Origin of the sequence: Chryseobacterium oryctis (genome assembly GCF_025971925.1) — a bacterium.
Lineage (GTDB): Bacteria > Bacteroidota > Bacteroidia > Flavobacteriales > Weeksellaceae > Chryseobacterium > Chryseobacterium oryctis.
The window spans coordinates 71,085-90,103 of the sequence record NZ_JAPDHV010000005.1; the positions used below are offsets into that span (position 1 = coordinate 71,085).

Sequence of the window (19,019 nt, forward strand, 5' to 3'; positions counted from 1 at the left end):
AACTACGCTTGTATTAATCCGTTTCCGATATCTCTGTATTTTATACCTTCAATAGGTTTTGCTTTAGTTTCAATCAGTTCCCAAATTTCTTTTGCTGATTTATCAGGAAACTGCTCCATATATAACGCTGCAAGTCCTGAAACATGAGGTGTCGCCATACTTGTTCCGCTCATTGCATAATAATTCCCTTTTTTATTTTTAGAATTTACAGGATAAGAACTTATAATATCAACTCCCGGAGCACAAACATTAATACTTCCGCCAGTTGCAGGATTTAATCCTGCATTTGAAAAACTTGCAATTTTCATTTGTCCATCAATCGCAGCTACCGCCATAATAGATACAGCATTTGCCGGTGATGAAACAGGAAGCGGCAACGAAGGTCTACTGCTATCATTTCCTGCTGCTGCGATGATTAAGCAATTATTTTCTAAAGCCCTTGCTCCTACAGCTTCAAAAAGAGGCGACGGAATCTCATTGAGACCTACAGGTGACGCCAATGACATTGATAAAATCCTAAATTTCTTAGTAATTGCCCAGTCTATTGCATCAATAACGCTACTTGTCGTTCCTCTTCCTTTATTAGAAAGAACTTTTGCAATTTTTAGATTACAATCTTTTGCGATTCCATAACGATTTCCGTTATCAAGTCTAATGTTTCCCGCTGCAATTCCTGCACAATGTGTTCCGTGACCATTAGGATCATAAGACCAATCTTCACCATCAATAAAAGATTTCCCTTCAATTTGCCTTAATGAAAAATCGGGATGTGAAAGCTCAAGACCGGTATCTAAAATACAAATATCTATACCCTTTCCTGTATACATTGTATTACCAAGTCCTAGAGCCTTCAAGCCCCATTCCATCTCTACTAATGGTGTTTGTGGCAAAGGTTTGTTTATAATATATTTTTCCAGTTCGATGATTTTTTCTGCCAATTCATCAGACCTTTTTTTTAGTTCATTGATGATTGTCAATTCATCTGCCGGAAAAAAATCTCTTTCTTTTTCAAAATAAACTATAGGGTTTGAATCATTTTTCACAGAACTTTTCAGTTGTGCTTCATCCATATTTTCAACCACCAAAACGCCCAAGTTTTTATACAAAACACCGTTTTCATCATCAATTACTTCATACGAACGATTTTCTGATGAAAGAAACTCTGAAGAAGTAATGCTTACTTCCAGCTCTTTCTCTACTTTTCTGAGAGAACTCTTAGTCTGATCCTCAAGTAAAACTATGTATCTGTCATTTTCCATGGTAATTGTTTTTTTAAATTAGTTTCAAAAGCACTTTTTCCATAACGAGGAAAATATCTTCTGAAATCATAGTAAGTCTTAATTTTTTATTGATTCCTGAAATGGTTGCATTTTGCGATACAAGCGACATCCAGAAACCTTCAATTTCAGCAACAGATTTTAACTCTTTTACTTTTTCATCATCCAAAATTCCGTTCTGATAAAATGACACCAACAAACCTGAAAGTATTTCTTCAGCCTCATCAAGTTTCTTCTTTTCTTTAGCATACATTTCAGTCAAAAACTGATGAGCACTTTCCATTCCGTTGAATGAAAATCCCCAAACAAGTTCTCTTTTCCCATTAGTAATTCTCTCCATTTGAACAGGATTAAAACCCCTTTTCACAGTTGAAATCATGTTCATAATTTTCAATACTTCAGATTCATAAGTTGTATTGCCTTTTGTTCTGAAATATTCAAGCAATTCCTGAAGAAATTCATCAAAATTTGAATCAAAATCAAAAGATTTACTAAGATAAAGCTCCTGTACTTTATTAAAATGCTCAAGCAACTCCTCTATTTTCTGTATTGTATGATGAACTAGTTCCTGCATTACTCAAAAATTATTTGTTCTACTTCTTTACCATCTTTATCTTTATAAGACACTATCCTTATACCCTCCTCTTCCATTTCTACATGAAGATTAATAAACAATTTGTCTTTATCTTCAGCTGTAGTAGTATTAGGATCTATATATATCGTATTCAATTTGGAGTTAACCAATTTATAATGATTCAATAAAACGGAAGAAAAAATGCTTTTCAATTCTTCTATTTCCTCTTCTGCAGTACCACTCTGTGGACGAAAAATCCCGGAATGAAGAGCTTTTACATTAGATTTAAGATCAACCTTCAATATTTCAGCGGTCGGAAGTTTTCCATACTTCTGATCCATCGACTCCAATCTTTTGAAAAGGGTTTTAAATTCTTCGGTTTGAATATTTCTTTTATTAATTTCCGGAATATTCAATTGTTTCTCTTTATTCGCTATACGTATTTTATTGTTTACCGAATCTACAATTTGATCTTCATTCAGCTTAAAGTCATATTTTGCATCTGAATCAATATCAGTAATTTTGATCGGAATATCCATCTTTACACTAGGCAAAGAGTATCTAGGAACTTTAAAATACTTCAAATACTCGTGTTTAGCATATTCTTTTGCGACAGCCACCGCATTTTCATCTGCTTTTTTACGAGCCTGAATTATCTCATTGTTGAGATAATCCAGGTAATCTGATAACTTTATCATTTCTCGTAAAAGTTTTTATTGAGCAAGTAAACCAAGAACTTTTTCTAAACCTGCCGGCATTTCATCGTTTGTAGCACGAACCTTTACACCCAAAGAATATTCTTTCTCAATTTTGATTCCTGTAGCCGAAGATCTCTTGTAAGAAACATCTACATTGAATTTCACTGGTCCAAAACCTCCTGATGCCCCAGCTTTAATGCCAAATTCGTCACTTACATCTTTAGTATAAGTTGAGTTTAATTTTACATTGAAGTCAACCTCACAAGTTTCAATTCTAAAGCTCGGCACATTTAGTAAAGCGATAAAAGGAACTGTAATTTCAACATCGTTTAGCTTTTGTTTCGGGTTTGTTGAACTCTCAGGTTTATCAGGATCAAAATCTGGGTTTGGCCCCATTTTTTTGTACTTAAATTCAGCCATACGAAGTTTATTAAGTCCATTTGAATCTGTTTCAAAACCAACTTCTTTAATGAAGTTTACAGTACTTACAGAAGCATTAGATTGAGCTTTAACACAAGCATCTAGAGGACCTCCAATGATTTTCGAAAAATCCATACTTCCGATTTCAGCAGCAAATTCTGCACTTTCTGCGCCTGATGTTTTAAACATTTCTTCATCAGCAGCCATTTTACCAGCAATAAGTTTCATAATTTCTGTAGAAGCTGAAGCGAAGGCTTTCTCCCATTTTTCATCATAGTTTTTCTTGAAATCTTCAATGATGCTTAATAAATCTTTGTTGCTAAGATTTGCCAACTCAGAAGTTTCAATTCCTGAAACTTTTTCATACACTGCAGGAGTTAACGATTTTTCTAATCCTGTTAAAAAGTCAATTAATTCATTTTTTGTTTTCTTGGTGTGATTCGATTCTAACACCGACTTTAATGTTTCCATGTTTTGATTTATTTTGGTTATTAAAATTTTGTATTGCAAATTTATACTGCGCTCCAACAAAACTTCTCAGTGAATCGACTAAACCTGTATCGTAAAAACCCCCAAATAAAAAAAGTAGATTTCCCATAAGAAATCTACTTTTCAGTTATTATTAATTGATAACTTGCTTTTAATTAGACTTTTTAGCCTTAATCATTGCTTCCAGCATGTCCCACATTTCCTGAGGAATTTCTTCAAGCATATTAAATTCACCTGCTCCCTGCAACCATTCTCCTCCGTCAATTGTAACAACTTCTCCGTTCATATATGCCGAATAATCTGACACCAAATAAGCAGCAAGATTCGCCAATTCCTGATGTTCTCCTACTCTTCTCAACGGAACCTTTTTTCTCATATCAAACTTTTCCTGCAAATTGCCTGGAAGAAGTCTATCCCAAGCCCCTTTTGTCGGGAAAGGTCCCGGTGCAATAGCATTAAAACGAATTCCATATTTCGCCCACTCAACTGCCAAAGACCTAGTCATTGCTAAAACCCCTGCTTTTGCACAAGCCGAAGGAACCACATAGGCAGAACCCGTCCATGAATATGTTGTTACAATATTTAAAACTGTTCCTGGAGTTTTTGAGTCAATCCAATGTTTTCCAATAGAAAGCGTACAGTTTTTTGTTCCTTTTAAAACAATATCCAAAATAGAATCAAAAGCTGAATGCGTTAATCTTTCAGTTGGAGAAATAAAATTTCCAGCTGCATTATTTAACAAAATATCAATTTTTCCAAACTCTTTTAAGGTAGCTTCTTTCATTGCTTCTACCTCATCCCAATTTCTTACATCACAAGCAACACAAAGAACTTTACCTCCTGTTTCTTCTTCTAATTCTTTTGCTGTATCCTGCAATTTCTCTAAGTTTCTGGAAGTAATTACAACTTTAGCTCCTAATTGAAGAAAATATTTAGTCATTGCTTTTCCGAGACCACTTCCTCCACCTGTAACAATTGCTACTTTATCTTTTAGAGCGTCTTCGCGCAACATGGGTTGTGTATATAAACTCATATGTTCTTTTTTGTAAAAATAAGTAATTCTATTTGGTAGATTTTAATTTCGAAAAAAAATTTAATGCTATAAATACAATAATAAGTCAGCACCTTTGGAAAGATGCTGACTTTTATAATGGTTTAACCTTGATTAATATCCGAATAACTCTTCAAGAGAAATTTTCTTCACCTCATAGTTTTTGCATTTCTTCCATTGGAACTTTCTTTTCTGAAGCGACAATAGCATAATAATCTTTTATTAAAATTTTCTATTATATTTCAAATAACAAACGTTCTCCAAATTTCTCTTCATTAATTTTTCCGTTATCGTAAGCCAGATTACCATTAACAAAAGTATGAGTTACTTTCGAGTGCAAATCAAAGGCTTCCAGAGGGCTCCAGCCACATTTATAAAGAATATTTTCCTTAGCAACCTTCCACTTTTCATCTAAATCTACCAAAACCAAATCTGCTTTATATCCTTCTTTCACAAAACCTCTTTTTTCAATCCTGAATAAAATAGCAGGATTATGAGCCATTTTTTCGACGATTTTTTCAAGAGAAATTTTCCCATTTTTATAATTTTCAAGCATTACAAGCAAAGAATGCTGAACCAATGGCGCTCCGGAAGGACATTTTGTATACACATTATCTTTCTCTTCCAACGTATGAGGAGCGTGATCTGTAGCAATTACATCAATTCTATCATCCAGTAACGCTTCCCAAAGTCCATCTTTGTCTTTTTGAGTCTTTACAGCCGGATTCCATTTAATTAAAGCTCCTTTTGTCTCATAATCTTCATTCGTAAATGTTAAATGATGAACACAAACTTCTGCTGTGATTTTTTTATCTTTTAAGGGAATATCATTTCTGAAAAGTTCTGTTTCTTTCGCTGTTGAAAGATGGAAAACATGAAGCCTCGCTCCTGTTTTTTTTGCTAATTCAATTGCTTTTGAAGAAGATTTATAACAAGCCTCCTCACTTCTAATCAAATGATGAAATTTCACAGGAATATCTTCACCATACTCTTCCATATATTTTTGAGTATTTGCTTTAATTGTAGCTTCATCTTCACAGTGAACCGCAATAAGCATTTTCGTATTGCTAAAAATATTCTCCAGCGTTTCAGGGTTATCAACCAGCATATTTCCTGTTGAAGAACCTAAAAACAACTTGATTCCCGGAACATTTCTAGGGTTTGTTTTTAAAACCTCCTCAAGATTATCATTAGTTCCTCCCATCATAAAACCATAATTTGCATATGCTTTCTGAGAAGCAATTTCATATTTATCCGCCAACAACTCCTGCGTTACAGCATTAGGAACGGTATTCGGTTGGTCAATAAAACTTGTCACTCCTCCTGCAATAGCCGCTTTTGATTCACTTTCAATATCGCCTTTATGCGTTAATCCCGGTTCTCTGAAATGCACCTGATCATCAATTATACCTGGTAAAAGATATTTTCCTGAACCGTCTATAATTTGGTCTGCGTTTTCAGAAATATTGGAATCTATTTTAGAAATCAGGTCATTTTCAATTAAAATATCGCTCTCAAAGATTTGCCCTTCGTTTACGATTTTTACGTTTTTGATTAGCGTCTTCATTTTTTACTAAGAAATTAGATGTTAGAAATTAGAAGTTAGTTTTGATTGGCAAACTCAGAAAAGTGTGAACACTATTTTTTAGCTTCTAATCTCTAACTTCTATCCTAAAAGCAAAAATAAGGTTTAAGAATTAATTTTAATCTCATTAATAAAAAATCAACTCCTAAATATTTACATTTGTAGAAAATTTTCAAATCTTGTATAAGAAATTATTAGGACAAACCCTTATTTACGGAATTGGTGCTATTGCACCAAGAATCATACTTTTCATTCTGAATCCTCTTTTGATTTACAAAATTCCGAATGAAGGTTTTGCAGTTTTCACTCAGCTTTATGCATTGATTTCTTTTGTTAATATTATTTTATCATTTGGTTTTGAAACCGCTTATTTTCGTTTTTCAGCAGAGAAAGGACAGGAGAAAAAAACCTTCAACACGTCTTTTTGGTTTCTTTTTGCAACCTCAAGTTTGTTTTTGATATTATGTTATATTTTCAACCAACCCATTGCAGATTATTGGGGATATCATAATAACCCTGAGTATATTCGTTGGTTTGCACTGATTGCCTTCTTTGACAATCTTTTAGTAATTCCTTTTGCATGGCTGAGGTTCAATAACATGCCCATAAAATATTCGGCTGTTCGAGTAACACAATCAGTGTTTCAGGCATTATTTACAGCTGCATTATTCTTTTGGATTCCTGAAAGTTTTTCAAAAAGCATAGGCTTAGACGAAAATGTTGACTATCCATTTTTCAGCAATCTGGCAGGAAGTGGTTTAGGAGTATTACTCTTATTTCCTATTATACTAAAAGTAAGGTTTCAGTTTGTATTTTCTCTATTCTCAAAAATGATTAAATATTCTTTCCCATTAATGTTGGCTGGACTGGCATTCATGGTGAACGAAAATTTTGATAAATCGATTCAACTAAAACATATTTCCCCGGAAGAAGCAGGAGCTTATGGAGGTTGTTACAAATTAGCGGTATTGATGACACTTTTTGTGACGGCTTACAGAATGGGAATTGAGCCATTTTTCTTCAAACAAATGGATAAAGGTGATGCTAAAAAAACATACGCAAAAGTCGCTGAATATTTTGCATTTTTCGCTTGTGTTGTTGCCCTAGGAATTATCGCAAATTTATCTTGGTTGAAAACCCTTTTCATTCCCAACAAATCTTATTGGATTGCTCTGGATATTATCCCGATTATTGTTATTGCCAACTTATGTTTTGGTATCTATTACAACTTTTCAACCTGGTATAAAGTTACGGACAGAACAGGTGTAGGAACCATTATTTCATGGATGGGAGCAGGAATAAATATTGGTTTAAATTGTCTTGCCTTAATGTATTATCATAGTATGATAGGTTCTGCATGGGCTACATTTGGAGCTTATTTCGTCATGATGACCACTTCCTATTTATTAGGTCAAAAATATTATCCAATTCCGTACAGAATCAAAAAAATGACATTCTTCATCGGATTATTGATGATTTTCAGTTTTATTACGGTGTATTTCTTTAAATATAACTTTTGGTTAGGAAATCTGTTATTTTTAATCTACGCCGGAATCCTTATCTACACTGAAAAAGACATGATTTTATCAAGAATAAAGAAGAGATAATATTTTGGTCTCCATTTTGCTGATAACAAAATCAATTTTAAATTAATCAAAAATTTAAAGATATAAATCATACTTCATTCAATAGTTTTAATTATTATCTTTAACAAAACAAAAAACATTCTTATATAATTTATGAAAATTATTGTTCCTATGGCAGGACGTGGTTCAAGATTACGTCCTCATACATTAACAGTTCCCAAACCTCTCATCCCTATTGCAGGAAAACCAATCGTACAAAGATTAGTTGAAGATATTGCCAAAGTTGCAGGAGAAAAAATTGAAGAAGTAGCCTTTATCATTGGAGATTTCGGCCCTGAAATTGAAAAATCTCTTATACAAATCGCTGAAAAACTAGGTGCAAAAGGAAGTATATATTATCAAAACGACCCTCTTGGTACAGCTCACGCCATCAAATGTGCAGAACAATCTATGACTGGAGATGTGGTGATTGCTTTTGCAGACACTCTTTTCCGTGCAGATTTTCAACTAGATAAAAATTCAGATGGTGTAATTTGGGTAAAAAGCGTTGAGGATCCTTCTGCTTTTGGAGTAGTAAAATTAGACAACTATGGCTTCATTACAGATTTCGTAGAAAAACCAAAAACTTTTGTTTCAGATTTAGCCATTATAGGTATTTATTATTTCAACAATGCTGAAAAACTGATGACAGAAATCAACTATATCATGGATAATGACATCAAAAATGGTGGAGAATATCAGTTGACAACTGCATTAGAAAACTTAAGAGCAAAAGGTTCAAAATTCACTTTAGGAAAAGTAAATGACTGGATGGATTGCGGAAACAAAAACGCAACGGTAGAAACAAACAGCAAAATTTTAGAATACGAAAAAGAGGAAATGTCTCACTATCCATCTTCTTCTGTAATTGAAAATTCATTGATTATTCAACCATGTTTTATTGGTGAAAATGTGAAAATTTCAAATTCTAAAATTGGACCCGGAGTTTCTTTAGGTAATAACACTATAGTTGTAAACTCAAACATTGAAAACTCTCTAATTCAGGAAAATACATTAATCAATCATGGAAACCTTTCCAATTCAATGATTGGTAATTCGGCTCAATATTTTGGAGTTGCAAGAGAAATTTCTTTAGGAGATTATTCTGTTTTAGACTTTTTATCAAAATAATAGGTTATCTTTAATAAAATATTATAAATTCAAACCACACAAAAATGTTTTGTGTGGTTTGGCGTTAATATTGCAAAGTATTTTTTAATCGAAAAGATAAATACATGAAAAATTGGATACCATTATTATTGTTACTTTTAATCTTATTGTCTTGTAAAACAAGAAATGCAGCAAACAAATCGAATAGCATTGTGCAAGACAGTACAGTTGTCGAAAACAATAATAATCCAAAAGACACGAGTGAACCTGTAAGGGATAAACTTACGTTTTATGAGCATGTTCTTATTCCTCCAACCTTTGAGCAGATAAAAATCAACAGCAAAGTAAATGTTGAAAACGGAGGTTTTATACCTACTTTAGATGCTACCATTTATATTGAAAACAATAAGAAAGTATGGATGAATCTTCAGGCACTTGTATTCAATGTAGCTCGAGGAATTGCTACTCCGGAAGGAATCAAAGGGCAGGATAAAACAAGTAAAACATATATTGATTCTGATTTTGATTATCTTAATAATTTACTGAACGTAAATTTCATTGATTACAAAGCTTTGGAGAAAATTCTAATGGGCAGAACTTTTGTAAAAATCAGCGACTCTCAATTTACACTTACAAAAAATGCCCAGGGATATAAAATGGTATCAAATGGTACACAAAAAATTGAAACTGACGAAAAGAAAAGAGAATATAAAATTTCTCTGCAATATGATGAAAATTACGACTTATTATATGTTAATTTAAAAGACGTTTTATCTCCCGATGAATTAGAAATTTCTTATACCAATTGGGATGAATATAGTGGAATTCGCCTCCCAAAAAATGTTAAAATAATTATAAAAGGCTCAAAAAGCAGTCAAATCTTACTGGAAAATACGAAATTTGATTTTTCTAGGATGGAAACACCTTATTCTGTACCATCTAGTTACAAGAAAATTGAGATTAAATGATTAAAAAATTTAGCTTTTTAATAGGCATTTTATTGTTCGGATTTTCAAACGGGCAAACCGGTAAAAAAGAACAGTTACAAAAACAAAATGCCGAACTTAAAAAACAAATTGCACAAATAAATACAGATTTAGCTAAAACAAGAAGCGAATCTAAACTTTCTATCGCCTATCTGGATAATGTTAATAAAAAATTAGCATTAAGAGAGAAAGTGTATAACAACACTCAAAAAGAAAAAAGATTTATTGAAGATGAGATTTATCTTCGTCAATTAGAAATCAACAAGCAAAATAGAGAGTTAGCCGTTCTAAGAAAAAATTACGCGGAAGTTTTAGTAAATGCTTACAAAAATAAAGGGGTACAAAATAAAGTAACCTTCATCCTTTCTTCTAAAAATTTAGGAGAAGCTATCAGAAGGGTTCAATATTTAAAACAATATTCTGATTATCAAGATAAAAAAGCAGCAGAAATATCAGATGCTGCTGCTAAAATCAAAAAATCTATCGAGCAAAAACAAAACTCTGTAAAAGAAAAAGCCAATCTTTTGGCAAACCAACAGAAAGATTTAGCAACAATCAATGTTGAAAGAGCCCAGAAAGAACAGCTTGTAACAGAATTTAAAAAGAATGAATCTAAGTTAACAGCAGAACTTAAACAAAAACAAACTCAGTCTAAAGCTCTTGAAGGTCAAATCAGAGCAATTATTGCTGAAGAAATCAGAATTGCCAAAGCAGAAGAAGAGGCCAGAAAAAAAGCCGAGGCTGAAAAAATTCGTTTAGCTAAAATAGCTGCAGAAAGAGAAAAAGCAAGAATCGAAGCTGAAGCAAAAGCAAGAGCTGAAGCATTAGAAAAAGAAAGATTATTAGCCGAAGCTGAAGCTAAAAAAGCGGCAGAATTAGCTGCAAAAAGAGCTGAAGAAGAAAGAAAACGAAGTGAAGAAGCAGCCAGAGCTGAGGCAACAGCCAGAGATGAAGCTAGAAAATTAGCCGCAAAAAAGGCATCTGATGAAGCCAATGCTAAAGCAAAAGAAGCATCTGATAAGTTAATAGCTGCAAGAGCTGCCGAAGCCGCCCTGAATAAGAAAAAAGAAGACGAGAAAAAGGCTGCGGAAACTAAGGCTATGACGAACTATGGAGTCACAACAGTAGCTGGAAGTAACTTTGCAGACAATAGAGGACGACTAGGATATCCTGCAGATAAAATAGGTCAAATTACACACCGATTCGGAAGACAACCGCATCCTGTTTTCAAAAATATTTATGAAGAAAACAATGGTATAAAAATATCAGTTCCTTCAGGTACACGTGCAAAGTCTGTATTCCCAGGAACAGTATCTTCGGTATTGGCCAACAATGACGGTACAAAAACAGTTATGCTAAAACATGGTAATTATTTCACTATATATTCTAATTTGGGCAGCGTAAGTGTTTCTAAAGGTCAACAAGTTTCAGCAGGAACACCTGTAGGAGTTATAGGTCAGGATTTTGATGGTTCTTACACTCTTGATTTTCAGGTATGGAACGGAACCACACCAGTTGATCCTTTAGGTTGGGTTTCTTATTAAAAAAGATTAACTTTGCAAAAAATTGAGCAATGAATACACTAACAATACTTGCCTTATCATGGCAACACATCTTAATCGTAGCAATACTTCTTGTGTTACTTTTCGGAGGTAAAAAAATCCCGGAATTAATGAGAGGTGTTGGTTCTGGCATTAAAGAATTTAAAGATGCTGTAAAAGAAGAAGACAAACCTGGTTCTGAAAACAAATCTTCTTCAAATAACACTAATACACCCAGCAACTAAAATTCTATAAGCTGATGAACTTTACAGAAACCGCATGGGAAATTTTCAATCAATCTATTGAAGATTATCATGTATCTGATGATATCAACACTCTAATTAATAACCCGTTCGAGAAAGATAGTTTGGAACGAATTTTGTATGCAAAGAACTGGATTGATACCGTTCAATGGCATTTGGAAGATATTATTAGAGATGAAAATATAGATCCTACTGAAGCTCTTGCATTGAAAAGAACAATAGATGCTTCTAATCAAAAAAGAACTGATCTAGTAGAATTTATTGATAGTTGGTTTCTTGAAAAATATAAAAATATCATTCCTAAACCTGATGCAAAAATAAATACTGAAACTCCTGCTTGGGCTGTAGACAGATTATCAATACTTGCGTTAAAGGTTTATCATATGTCATTAGAAGCAAATAGAGAATCTGCTTCGGAAGAACATCGTTTAAACTGCCAAGCTAAACTAGATGTTCTTTTAATGCAAAAAGATGATCTATCAACTTCTATTAATCAGTTGCTTACTGATATTGAGAACGGTAACGTTAAGATGAAAGTATACAAACAAATGAAAATGTATAACGATGAAAGTCTTAACCCAATCCTTTATCAAAAGGAGCAAAAATGAAACAACTATTTTTTTTCGGAATATTAATAATTGCGTCTTCTTGTGCTACGGAAAAAATAAATTTTTCTCCGTTGTCTAATAATTTTTATAGTGAATCAAAAGGAGATACAGATAAGAAATCAAGCAAAAGTATTGACATTAATATTAAAGAAAATGTAAATGCTTCGGAAATATCCAATCTAATTTCTTCTTTTCCTAAATTTAAGAATACAGATATAAACGAAGAAATTACTGAATTAAAATACAGTCTTCAAAATTATCTTTATGCAATTGACGCTGGTAATAATTCAGGAAAAAATAGAGCTATTAAAAGCTTTGAAAATGCTTATAAAAAGATTCAGAAAAAAAGAGAGAATCTGAGCAAAGATGACGACGAAGTTCTTAATAGATATTTAGTAAGATTGAAAACCAACATCAATGTTATTGAAGACTCTTTAAAAGGAAATTAAAATAAACCCCAGGAATAAATCAATGATTAAAATTCAGGCGGAAGCTAATGTTCCTACAGAACATGGCACCTTCCGAATGATAGCTTTCTCTGAAAACGAAAACGACTGGATGCCTCATATGGCTATTATAGCCGAAAATACAGATTTTACCAAACCTGTAAATGTACGTTTCCATTCCGAATGTATCACTGGAGAAGTTTTCCATTCAAAAAAATGTGAATGCGGTCAGCAATTAGATGCTGCAATGAAATACATCCATGAAAATGGAGGAATTATTATTTATCTTCGCCAAGAAGGAAGAAATATTGGAATAATCAATAAATTAAAGGCTTATTCACTACAAGAAAAAGGACTTGATACAGTAGAAGCTAATTTACAGCTTGGACTTCCGGCTGATGACAGAAACTTTGGAGTAGCCATCGAGATTTTAAATTTATTGGATGTAAAAAATATCAATCTTCTTACAAACAATCCTGAAAAGGTAAAATATGTAAAAGATAGCAATATTCATTTAAATTCAAGAGTTCCTCTACAAATTCCGGCAAATGAAATAAGTAAAGGATATCTAAAAACAAAGAAAGATTATTTTGGTCATTTATTAGATGACAATGATAAGTAAAAAAATAAACAAAACCCTTTGAAATTAATTTCAAAGGGTTTTTTAATTATAAAAAACTGAAAAGATATACTAATTTAGTTTGCTTTAGTAACTGGTACTTTAGAATCATCCAAACCATAGTACTTAATTACTGCATTATAGTCACTTGTGTCTACTCCATTTGCATTTTTACTTGCACTAGCTGGAACAAGCACAATTCTGAACTTTTGATTGTTTAAATATTGATTTTTTTCTGAAGAAGTAAGCTCTGTTGATAAATCAAAACTAGGATCGTCTATTCTGATTTGCACCTCCTGAGAATCAAAAACATAATTATAATTAAACACTCTACCTGTAGGCATACCTGTTACATTTGGTATATATTGATCTTTAGGAATCAATTGCCATGCATCTCCTAGGCTTCTATATACCAAAACTACATCTGTACTTTGAATATTGATACCTTGGGAAAACGCATAACTGTTAGCATTTGTAAAAGAGCCTGTTACATCCCTCATTTTAGAATAAGTATCACTATCAACAAAATTATCATTATCATTATTATCGCAGCTAAATAAAAATAGCCCTACGAATGCTAATAGAAAAATTGGAAGAATTTTTTTCATTTTTATAAAAGTTTAGTTATTATTTACAAAACGTATTCAAATCATATACCAAAAAATTCAAAAACCTTGTTTTCCTCATTTTTTTAATTGTATTTTTGTTCATATTTCAAAAAGTCATGAAGAAAATAGTTTACACTTCACTCTTTATATTATTATTTTTAAGTTCAAACATTACAGCGCAATATCAACCTAAAAATATCTCCAAGGAAGATTTAAAAAAAGCTAACCATTGGGTTAACAAAACATACAAATCTCTTTCGCAGGACGAAAAACTGGGACAATTATTCATCGTTGCTCTTTACACAAACAAAGGTGAAAGCGAAATTAATAACGTAAGAAATATTGTTATTAAAGATAAAATTGGCGGATTAATTCTAATGCAGGATGATGCAGCCAGAGAAATTAACTTAGTTAATGAGTTTCAGCAGAAATCGAAAGTTCCTTTAATGATTGGGATGGATGCCGAATGGGGACTTTTCCAAAGAATTGCAACGGCTCACAAATTCCCTTGGGCAATGACATTAGGAGCCATTCAGGATAAAAATTTAATTTATCAAATGTCTGCCAAAATTGCAGAAGACTGTCATAGAATGGGTATCAATTGGGATTTTGCACCTGTTGTTGACGTGAATACTAATCCCAACAATCCTATCATCGGAAACAGAAGCTTCGGTTCTGAAGTCGAAAATGTGATTACTTCTGCATTACATTATTCAAACGGACTTCAAGACAATAATATTTTAGCTGCGATTAAACACTTTCCGGGACATGGAGATACAAACACAGATTCTCATTTAGATCTACCTGTTGTTTCCCACAATTTGGAAAGATTAAACAATGTTGAATTAGCTCCTTTCAAAGCCTTGATGGACAAGGGAATCGGAGGTGTGATGGTAGCACATTTATATGTTCCAAGTTTAGAATCAAAAAAGGGAATTCCTGCATCTGTTTCTAAAAGTATTATCACAGGTTTATTGAAAGAGAAATTGGGATATAAAGGCTTAATCATTACCGACGCCCTAAACATGGGAGCTGTAGCCAATAAGTATAAACCCGGAGAATTGGATGCATTAGCATTCAAAGCAGGAAATGATATTATGCTTTTCTCACAAGGTGTTGCCGAAGGAAAAAAATTAATCCAAAAAGCAATTGAAAAAGGGGAAATTTCACAAGCTAGAGTTGAAGAAAGTGTCAAGAAAATTCTTTTAACCAAATACTTTTTAGGTTTGGATAAATACACTCCAAAAAATCCTGAAAATATTAATTCAGACCTGAATAATGATTCTCACAAAGTTTTGGTTCAAAACTTATATTCAAACGCTTTGACTTTATTAAAGGACGAAAAAAAATTACTTCCATTAGACGGAAAACAAATCTATTATATTCCATTGGAAGAAGCTCCTTATCAAACATTTGCTCAACAAATTGGTTCTAATGTTATTATCAAAAAAGCTAATGAAATCAATTCTATCCCTTCAAATTCAACAGTGATTGTTGGACTTCACAAAGACAATTCTACAGCTTATAAACCTTACAAAATTTCAGAGGCATCAAAGAAAACTTTATCTGATTTAGCGAAAAATCAAAATGTTATTCTGAACGTTTTCGGAAGTGCTTATGCATTGAAAGACATTGATATTTCAAAAGTTTCCACTGTTTTGGTTTCTTATGAAAACAACGACGACTCAATGACAGCAACAGCTAATGCATTAAATGGAAAAACAAAAATTTGGGGCAGACTTCCTGTTTTGGTAAACGAAAACTTAAAGGCAGGAATGGGAATAGATTTAGAACCTAAAATTGTTTCTACAAATACATATTCAGCAGTATTTACAACATCAAAACAACAATAAACCAATGAAAATAGGCATACTTTGCTATCCAACATACGGTGGAAGCGGAATTGTAGCAACAGAACTCGGAATGTCTCTAGCCAATAAAGGTTACGAAGTTCACTTTATAAGTTCTGCCCTTCCTGCAAGGCTGGACATCACCAACCCGAATATTTTCTTTCATAGAGTAAATGTTCAAACCTATCCTCTTTTCCAGTATCAGCCTTATGATATTGCGTTAAGCTCAATGATTTATCGTGTAGTAAATCTCTATAAATTAGATTTACTTCATGCTCATTATGCAATTCCTTATGCATATGCTGCTTTTACTGCAAAACAAATGTTGAAGGAAGATAATAATGATATTCCGTTGGTAACAACACTTCACGGAACCGATATTACTTTGGTTGGTCAACATCCAAGCTACAAACACGCCGTAGAATTTTCCATTAATCAATCAGATGCTATAACTTCTGTATCGGAAAGTTTAAAAAAAGATACTTTACAGTTTTTTAATATAAAAAAAGAAATTCAGGTTATAACGAATTTTATTGATAATTCCGAATTTGATGACTGTACAGAATGCCAGAGGACACAGTTTGCCAATCCTGATGAGAAAATTTTGATTCATGTTTCAAATTTACGCCCAGTAAAACGTGTCGGAGAAGTTTTGCAAATATTCAAAAACGTTGAGAAAAAAGTAAAATCAAAATTAATCATCATCGGCGAAGGACCGGATATGGAGAAAGTCAATGAATTTTTAGAAGAAAACCCTGAATTGATTTCGAAAATCCGATTATTGGGTAAAGTCAACGATTTATATAGAATTCTTCAGCTTTCAGACGTATTTTTATTACCTTCCGAACAAGAAAGTTTTGGTCTTGCCGCATTGGAAGCAATGGCTGCAAACACTCCGGTTATCAGTTCAAATGCAGGTGGAATTCCAGAAGTGAACATACAAGGCGAAACAGGATATTTGGCAGAAATCGGAAATGTAGAAGCGATGAGTAATTACACAATAAAATTATTGAGTAATGATGAGCTTTTAACCAAAATGAAGAAAAATGCGAAAGAACAAGCCATAAAATTCGATTTGAAAAACATTCTTCCTATATATGAAGAAATGTATAGAACAACCATAGAAAATTTTAAAAATGAGTTGACCAAAGCATAGCTTTTCTGCTATATTTGTGTTACACTCATGACGGAAAAACTACTTCAATATCTTTGGAAACATAAGATTTTCAACACCTTTAACTTCAAGGATATTGAAGAAAGACCCGTTGAAATATTAGACTTCGGAAAATGGAATACTAATTCGGGACCGGATTTCTTAAATGCAAAAATTAAGATTAACAATATTATTTTTGCAGGGAATATTGAACTTCACGTAAAATCTTCCGATTGGATTTTACATAATCACTCTCAAAATCCCAGTTATCAAAATATTATTCTTCATGTTGTTTTTCAAAGTGACATAGAAATTGAAGAACTTAAAAGTAGAAACATTCCAACATTGGAACTGAAAAGCTATATTGATGAAAATTTTCTGTGGAAATACGAAAAATTAATCATCGGAAATCAATTTATTCCTTGTGAGAATATTTTTTATCCCAGTGCAATTCCTGTCAACTTTCATGAAGAAAATGTTCTGAAAAAACTTGAAGAAAAATCTTTGGAACTTGAGAAAAATTTAGAGCAATTTAAAAACAATTTCGAAGCCATATTATTTCACAGTTTAGCTTACTCTTTTGGTTTAAAAGTCAATGCTTTTATATTTAAGCAAATCGCTGAAAGTATAGATTTTAGCATCATTAATAAAATCCGACAAAACGAAACTCAGCTCGAAGCCTTGTTATTCGGAATTTCCGGTTGGCTAGACAATCCTGAAGACGAGCAAATGAAAATATGGAAACGTGAATTTGATTTCATAAAAAGCAAGTTCCAAATCTCAGATTTAAGAATACATCCAAAATTTTTAAGATTGCGACCTCCGAATTTCCCTACCATTCGGTTATCTCAATTGGCTAATCTTTATCAACAACATCAAGGCTTATTTTCAAAAATTATTCAGGCTAAAAGCTTTGAAGAGTTATTTGAAATTTTCAGCAATGTAAAAGCATCTGATTATTGGAATAATCGTTTCAACTTCGGAAAAATTTCAACAGTTGAGCAACCCAAATATTTAAGCAAAGATTTTATAGAATTAATTATTTTAAACACAATTCTTCCTTTAAAATATACTTATCACAAATACCACAACGAAGAAATTGCAGATGAAATACTGAATTTCTATAAAAATATTCCTGCCGAAAAAAATTCGGTAACCAAGAACTGGAAAAATTTAGGCTTAAAACTAAACACAGCTTTAGAAAGTCAAAGCCTTATTTATCATTTTAAAAATTCGTGTGAAGAAAAAAATTGCTTAAATTGCAGTATCGGATTTAAAATTTTAAAAGAATCTTCAGATGTTTGATAATATTCGCCATAAAATGGAAAGAGAATGGTTTGGTGTTTTAACGAGAATGGGAGCCAAACTGGGAATTCCTGTATCTAAACTTAGAATTTTCTTTATTTATTCAACGTTTGCAACCGCAGGATTTTTCTTTCTTATTTATTTAGGATTGGCTTTTACCCTTTGGATAAAAGATATGTTTATCACACGACGTCCCAACGTATTTGACCTTTAATCATGGAATTTTTACAAATTACCTCTCCTGAAGATTATAGAGTTCAGGAAATTTTCAATTCATATTGCAGCACCTTTCCAGAAGATGAGAGAAGAGATTGGAATAAATTTATTCCGCTTTTTTCAAACCCAAAAGTGAAACTAATTTCTGTTTTACATGAAAATAAAAACATTGGTTACCTCATCATTTGGGAACTGAGCAATTATACTTTTGTAGAGCATTTTGAAGTCTTTGAGCAATTCAGAAGTCAAAAGTTAGGTTCACATATTACAGGGTATTTATTTAAAAATCATCCAAGAATAGTATTGGAAATTGAGCCTGAAAATTTAGGAGATGATGCCAAAAGACGTTATGCATTCTATCAAAAAAACGGGTTCAAATTAATTGATGAAAATTACATACAACCAAGTTATGGAGAAGGAAAAAATCCTTTAGACTTGTGGTTATTGGCAAATTATTCCCCTGAAAATTTAAAACAAATAAAAGAAGAAATTTACGATATTGTTTATCATTAAACTAAAAATCCGAAGGAATAATCTTCGGATTTTTTTATTATTATTTTTTGCAAATTAGATAGACTGAGCAGAAATTAATTAA

20 protein-coding genes are annotated in these 19,019 nt (G+C 32.4%); 13 read left to right on the forward strand and 7 right to left on the reverse strand.

Annotated elements, in window-relative coordinates:
* Positions 1-2: 2 nt before the first annotated feature.
* From OH806_RS11960 to OH806_RS11985, 6 genes are all read right to left on the reverse strand, one after another.
* The gene (locus OH806_RS11960; RefSeq protein WP_264743919.1) at positions 3-1,259 is read right to left on the reverse strand and encodes a S8 family peptidase; all 1,257 of its coding nucleotides are present in this window, start codon (positions 1,257-1,259) and stop codon (positions 3-5) included.
* Between the two features lie 13 nt (positions 1,260-1,272).
* A complete protein-coding gene (locus OH806_RS11965) occupies positions 1,273-1,851 on the reverse strand; it encodes a hypothetical protein (protein ID WP_264743920.1) in 579 nt (192 codons plus the stop codon).
* Entirely contained in the window at positions 1,851-2,549 is a 699-nt protein-coding gene (locus OH806_RS11970; protein WP_264743921.1) for a hypothetical protein, read from the reverse strand. Before OH806_RS11970 ends, OH806_RS11965 begins: the two co-directional genes overlap by 1 nt.
* Before the next feature lie 15 nt (positions 2,550-2,564).
* Positions 2,565-3,440: a DUF2589 domain-containing protein gene (locus tag OH806_RS11975; protein WP_264743922.1), complete on the reverse strand. Its 876-nt coding sequence runs from the start codon at positions 3,438-3,440 to the stop codon at positions 2,565-2,567.
* 169 nt (positions 3,441-3,609) lie between these two features.
* On the reverse strand, positions 3,610-4,491 hold the full coding sequence (locus tag OH806_RS11980; RefSeq protein ID WP_264743923.1) for an SDR family oxidoreductase: 882 nt from the start codon (positions 4,489-4,491) through the stop codon (positions 3,610-3,612).
* 253 nt (positions 4,492-4,744) lie between these two features.
* On the reverse strand, positions 4,745-6,076 hold the full coding sequence (locus OH806_RS11985) for a dihydroorotase (RefSeq protein WP_264743924.1): 1,332 nt from the start codon (positions 6,074-6,076) through the stop codon (positions 4,745-4,747).
* Between the two features lie 197 nt (positions 6,077-6,273).
* On the opposite strand from OH806_RS11985, the gene OH806_RS11990 reads away from it, so the two are divergent.
* The 8 genes from OH806_RS11990 to ribA all read left to right on the forward strand — a co-directional run bounded on the left by OH806_RS11990 (position 6,274) and on the right by ribA (position 13,295).
* Complete coding sequence (locus OH806_RS11990) at positions 6,274-7,701, forward strand: lipopolysaccharide biosynthesis protein (RefSeq protein WP_264743925.1); 1,428 nt, start codon at positions 6,274-6,276, stop codon at positions 7,699-7,701.
* A 132-nt stretch (positions 7,702-7,833) separates the two neighbouring features.
* Positions 7,834-8,850, forward strand: coding sequence for a sugar phosphate nucleotidyltransferase (locus OH806_RS11995; RefSeq protein ID WP_264743926.1), 1,017 nt, complete (start codon positions 7,834-7,836; stop codon positions 8,848-8,850).
* A gap of 104 nt (positions 8,851-8,954) precedes the next feature.
* A complete protein-coding gene (locus OH806_RS12000; RefSeq protein ID WP_264743927.1) occupies positions 8,955-9,797 on the forward strand; it encodes a DUF4292 domain-containing protein in 843 nt (280 codons plus the stop codon).
* Positions 9,794-11,359, forward strand: coding sequence for a peptidoglycan DD-metalloendopeptidase family protein (locus OH806_RS12005; RefSeq protein ID WP_264743928.1), 1,566 nt, complete (start codon positions 9,794-9,796; stop codon positions 11,357-11,359). The genes OH806_RS12000 and OH806_RS12005 overlap by 4 nt, the downstream gene beginning before the upstream one ends.
* A gap of 29 nt (positions 11,360-11,388) precedes the next feature.
* Positions 11,389-11,601, forward strand: coding sequence for a twin-arginine translocase TatA/TatE family subunit (locus OH806_RS12010; RefSeq protein ID WP_264743929.1), 213 nt, complete (start codon positions 11,389-11,391; stop codon positions 11,599-11,601).
* Positions 11,602-11,615: 14 nt separating this feature from the next.
* Positions 11,616-12,227: a DUF4254 domain-containing protein gene (locus tag OH806_RS12015; protein WP_264743930.1), complete on the forward strand. Its 612-nt coding sequence runs from the start codon at positions 11,616-11,618 to the stop codon at positions 12,225-12,227.
* Positions 12,224-12,676: a hypothetical protein gene (locus OH806_RS12020; protein ID WP_264743931.1), complete on the forward strand. Its 453-nt coding sequence runs from the start codon at positions 12,224-12,226 to the stop codon at positions 12,674-12,676. Before OH806_RS12015 ends, OH806_RS12020 begins: the two co-directional genes overlap by 4 nt.
* A gap of 22 nt (positions 12,677-12,698) precedes the next feature.
* Positions 12,699-13,295, forward strand: a complete 597-nt coding sequence (ribA, locus tag OH806_RS12025) for a GTP cyclohydrolase II (protein WP_264743932.1) — start codon at positions 12,699-12,701, stop codon at positions 13,293-13,295.
* 74 nt (positions 13,296-13,369) lie between these two features.
* Here the strand turns inward: ribA and OH806_RS12030 are convergent, their stop codons facing one another.
* Positions 13,370-13,900: a hypothetical protein gene (locus OH806_RS12030; RefSeq protein ID WP_264743933.1), complete on the reverse strand. Its 531-nt coding sequence runs from the start codon at positions 13,898-13,900 to the stop codon at positions 13,370-13,372.
* 116 nt (positions 13,901-14,016) lie between these two features.
* Between OH806_RS12030 and OH806_RS12035 the strand changes: the two genes are divergently transcribed.
* From OH806_RS12035 to OH806_RS12055, 5 genes are read left to right on the forward strand one after another with little or no spacing between them, the layout of a single operon-like run.
* Entirely contained in the window at positions 14,017-15,753 is a 1,737-nt protein-coding gene (locus OH806_RS12035; RefSeq protein ID WP_264743934.1) for a glycoside hydrolase family 3 protein, read from the forward strand.
* A 4-nt stretch (positions 15,754-15,757) separates the two neighbouring features.
* Positions 15,758-16,906, forward strand: coding sequence for an N-acetyl-alpha-D-glucosaminyl L-malate synthase BshA (gene bshA, locus OH806_RS12040; protein WP_264743935.1), 1,149 nt, complete (start codon positions 15,758-15,760; stop codon positions 16,904-16,906).
* Positions 16,907-16,933: 27 nt separating this feature from the next.
* Positions 16,934-18,208, forward strand: a complete 1,275-nt coding sequence (locus OH806_RS12045; RefSeq protein WP_264743936.1) for a DUF2851 family protein — start codon at positions 16,934-16,936, stop codon at positions 18,206-18,208.
* Positions 18,201-18,422: a PspC family transcriptional regulator gene (locus OH806_RS12050; protein WP_264743937.1), complete on the forward strand. Its 222-nt coding sequence runs from the start codon at positions 18,201-18,203 to the stop codon at positions 18,420-18,422. Before OH806_RS12045 ends, OH806_RS12050 begins: the two co-directional genes overlap by 8 nt.
* A 2-nt stretch (positions 18,423-18,424) precedes the next feature.
* Positions 18,425-18,937: a GNAT family N-acetyltransferase gene (locus OH806_RS12055; RefSeq protein WP_264743938.1), complete on the forward strand. Its 513-nt coding sequence runs from the start codon at positions 18,425-18,427 to the stop codon at positions 18,935-18,937.
* Positions 18,938-19,019: the final 82 nt, after the last annotated feature.

Bases quoted from the DNA above. Each gene is read 5' to 3' on its own strand.
- OH806_RS11960 (WP_264743919.1), bottom strand. From the start codon at position 1,259: ATGGAAAATGACAGATACATAGTTTTACTTGAGGATCAGACTAAGAGT.
- OH806_RS11965 (WP_264743920.1), bottom strand. From the start codon at position 1,851: ATGCAGGAACTAGTTCATCATACAATACAGAAAATAGAGGAGTTGCTT.
- OH806_RS11970 (WP_264743921.1), bottom strand. From the start codon at position 2,549: ATGATAAAGTTATCAGATTACCTGGATTATCTCAACAATGAGATAATT.
- OH806_RS11975 (WP_264743922.1), bottom strand. From the start codon at position 3,440: ATGGAAACATTAAAGTCGGTGTTAGAATCGAATCACACCAAGAAAACA.
- OH806_RS11980 (WP_264743923.1), bottom strand. From the start codon at position 4,491: ATGAGTTTATATACACAACCCATGTTGCGCGAAGACGCTCTAAAAGAT.
- OH806_RS11985 (WP_264743924.1), bottom strand. From the start codon at position 6,076: ATGAAGACGCTAATCAAAAACGTAAAAATCGTAAACGAAGGGCAAATC.
- OH806_RS11995 (WP_264743926.1), top strand. From the start codon at position 7,834: ATGAAAATTATTGTTCCTATGGCAGGACGTGGTTCAAGATTACGTCCT.
- OH806_RS12000 (WP_264743927.1), top strand. From the start codon at position 8,955: ATGAAAAATTGGATACCATTATTATTGTTACTTTTAATCTTATTGTCT.
- OH806_RS12005 (WP_264743928.1), top strand. From the start codon at position 9,794: ATGATTAAAAAATTTAGCTTTTTAATAGGCATTTTATTGTTCGGATTT.
- OH806_RS12010 (WP_264743929.1), top strand. From the start codon at position 11,389: ATGAATACACTAACAATACTTGCCTTATCATGGCAACACATCTTAATC.
- OH806_RS12015 (WP_264743930.1), top strand. From the start codon at position 11,616: ATGAACTTTACAGAAACCGCATGGGAAATTTTCAATCAATCTATTGAA.
- OH806_RS12020 (WP_264743931.1), top strand. From the start codon at position 12,224: ATGAAACAACTATTTTTTTTCGGAATATTAATAATTGCGTCTTCTTGT.
- ribA (WP_264743932.1), top strand. From the start codon at position 12,699: ATGATTAAAATTCAGGCGGAAGCTAATGTTCCTACAGAACATGGCACC.
- OH806_RS12030 (WP_264743933.1), bottom strand. From the start codon at position 13,900: ATGAAAAAAATTCTTCCAATTTTTCTATTAGCATTCGTAGGGCTATTT.
- OH806_RS12035 (WP_264743934.1), top strand. From the start codon at position 14,017: ATGAAGAAAATAGTTTACACTTCACTCTTTATATTATTATTTTTAAGT.
- bshA (WP_264743935.1), top strand. From the start codon at position 15,758: ATGAAAATAGGCATACTTTGCTATCCAACATACGGTGGAAGCGGAATT.
- OH806_RS12045 (WP_264743936.1), top strand. From the start codon at position 16,934: ATGACGGAAAAACTACTTCAATATCTTTGGAAACATAAGATTTTCAAC.
- OH806_RS12050 (WP_264743937.1), top strand. From the start codon at position 18,201: ATGTTTGATAATATTCGCCATAAAATGGAAAGAGAATGGTTTGGTGTT.
- OH806_RS12055 (WP_264743938.1), top strand. From the start codon at position 18,425: ATGGAATTTTTACAAATTACCTCTCCTGAAGATTATAGAGTTCAGGAA.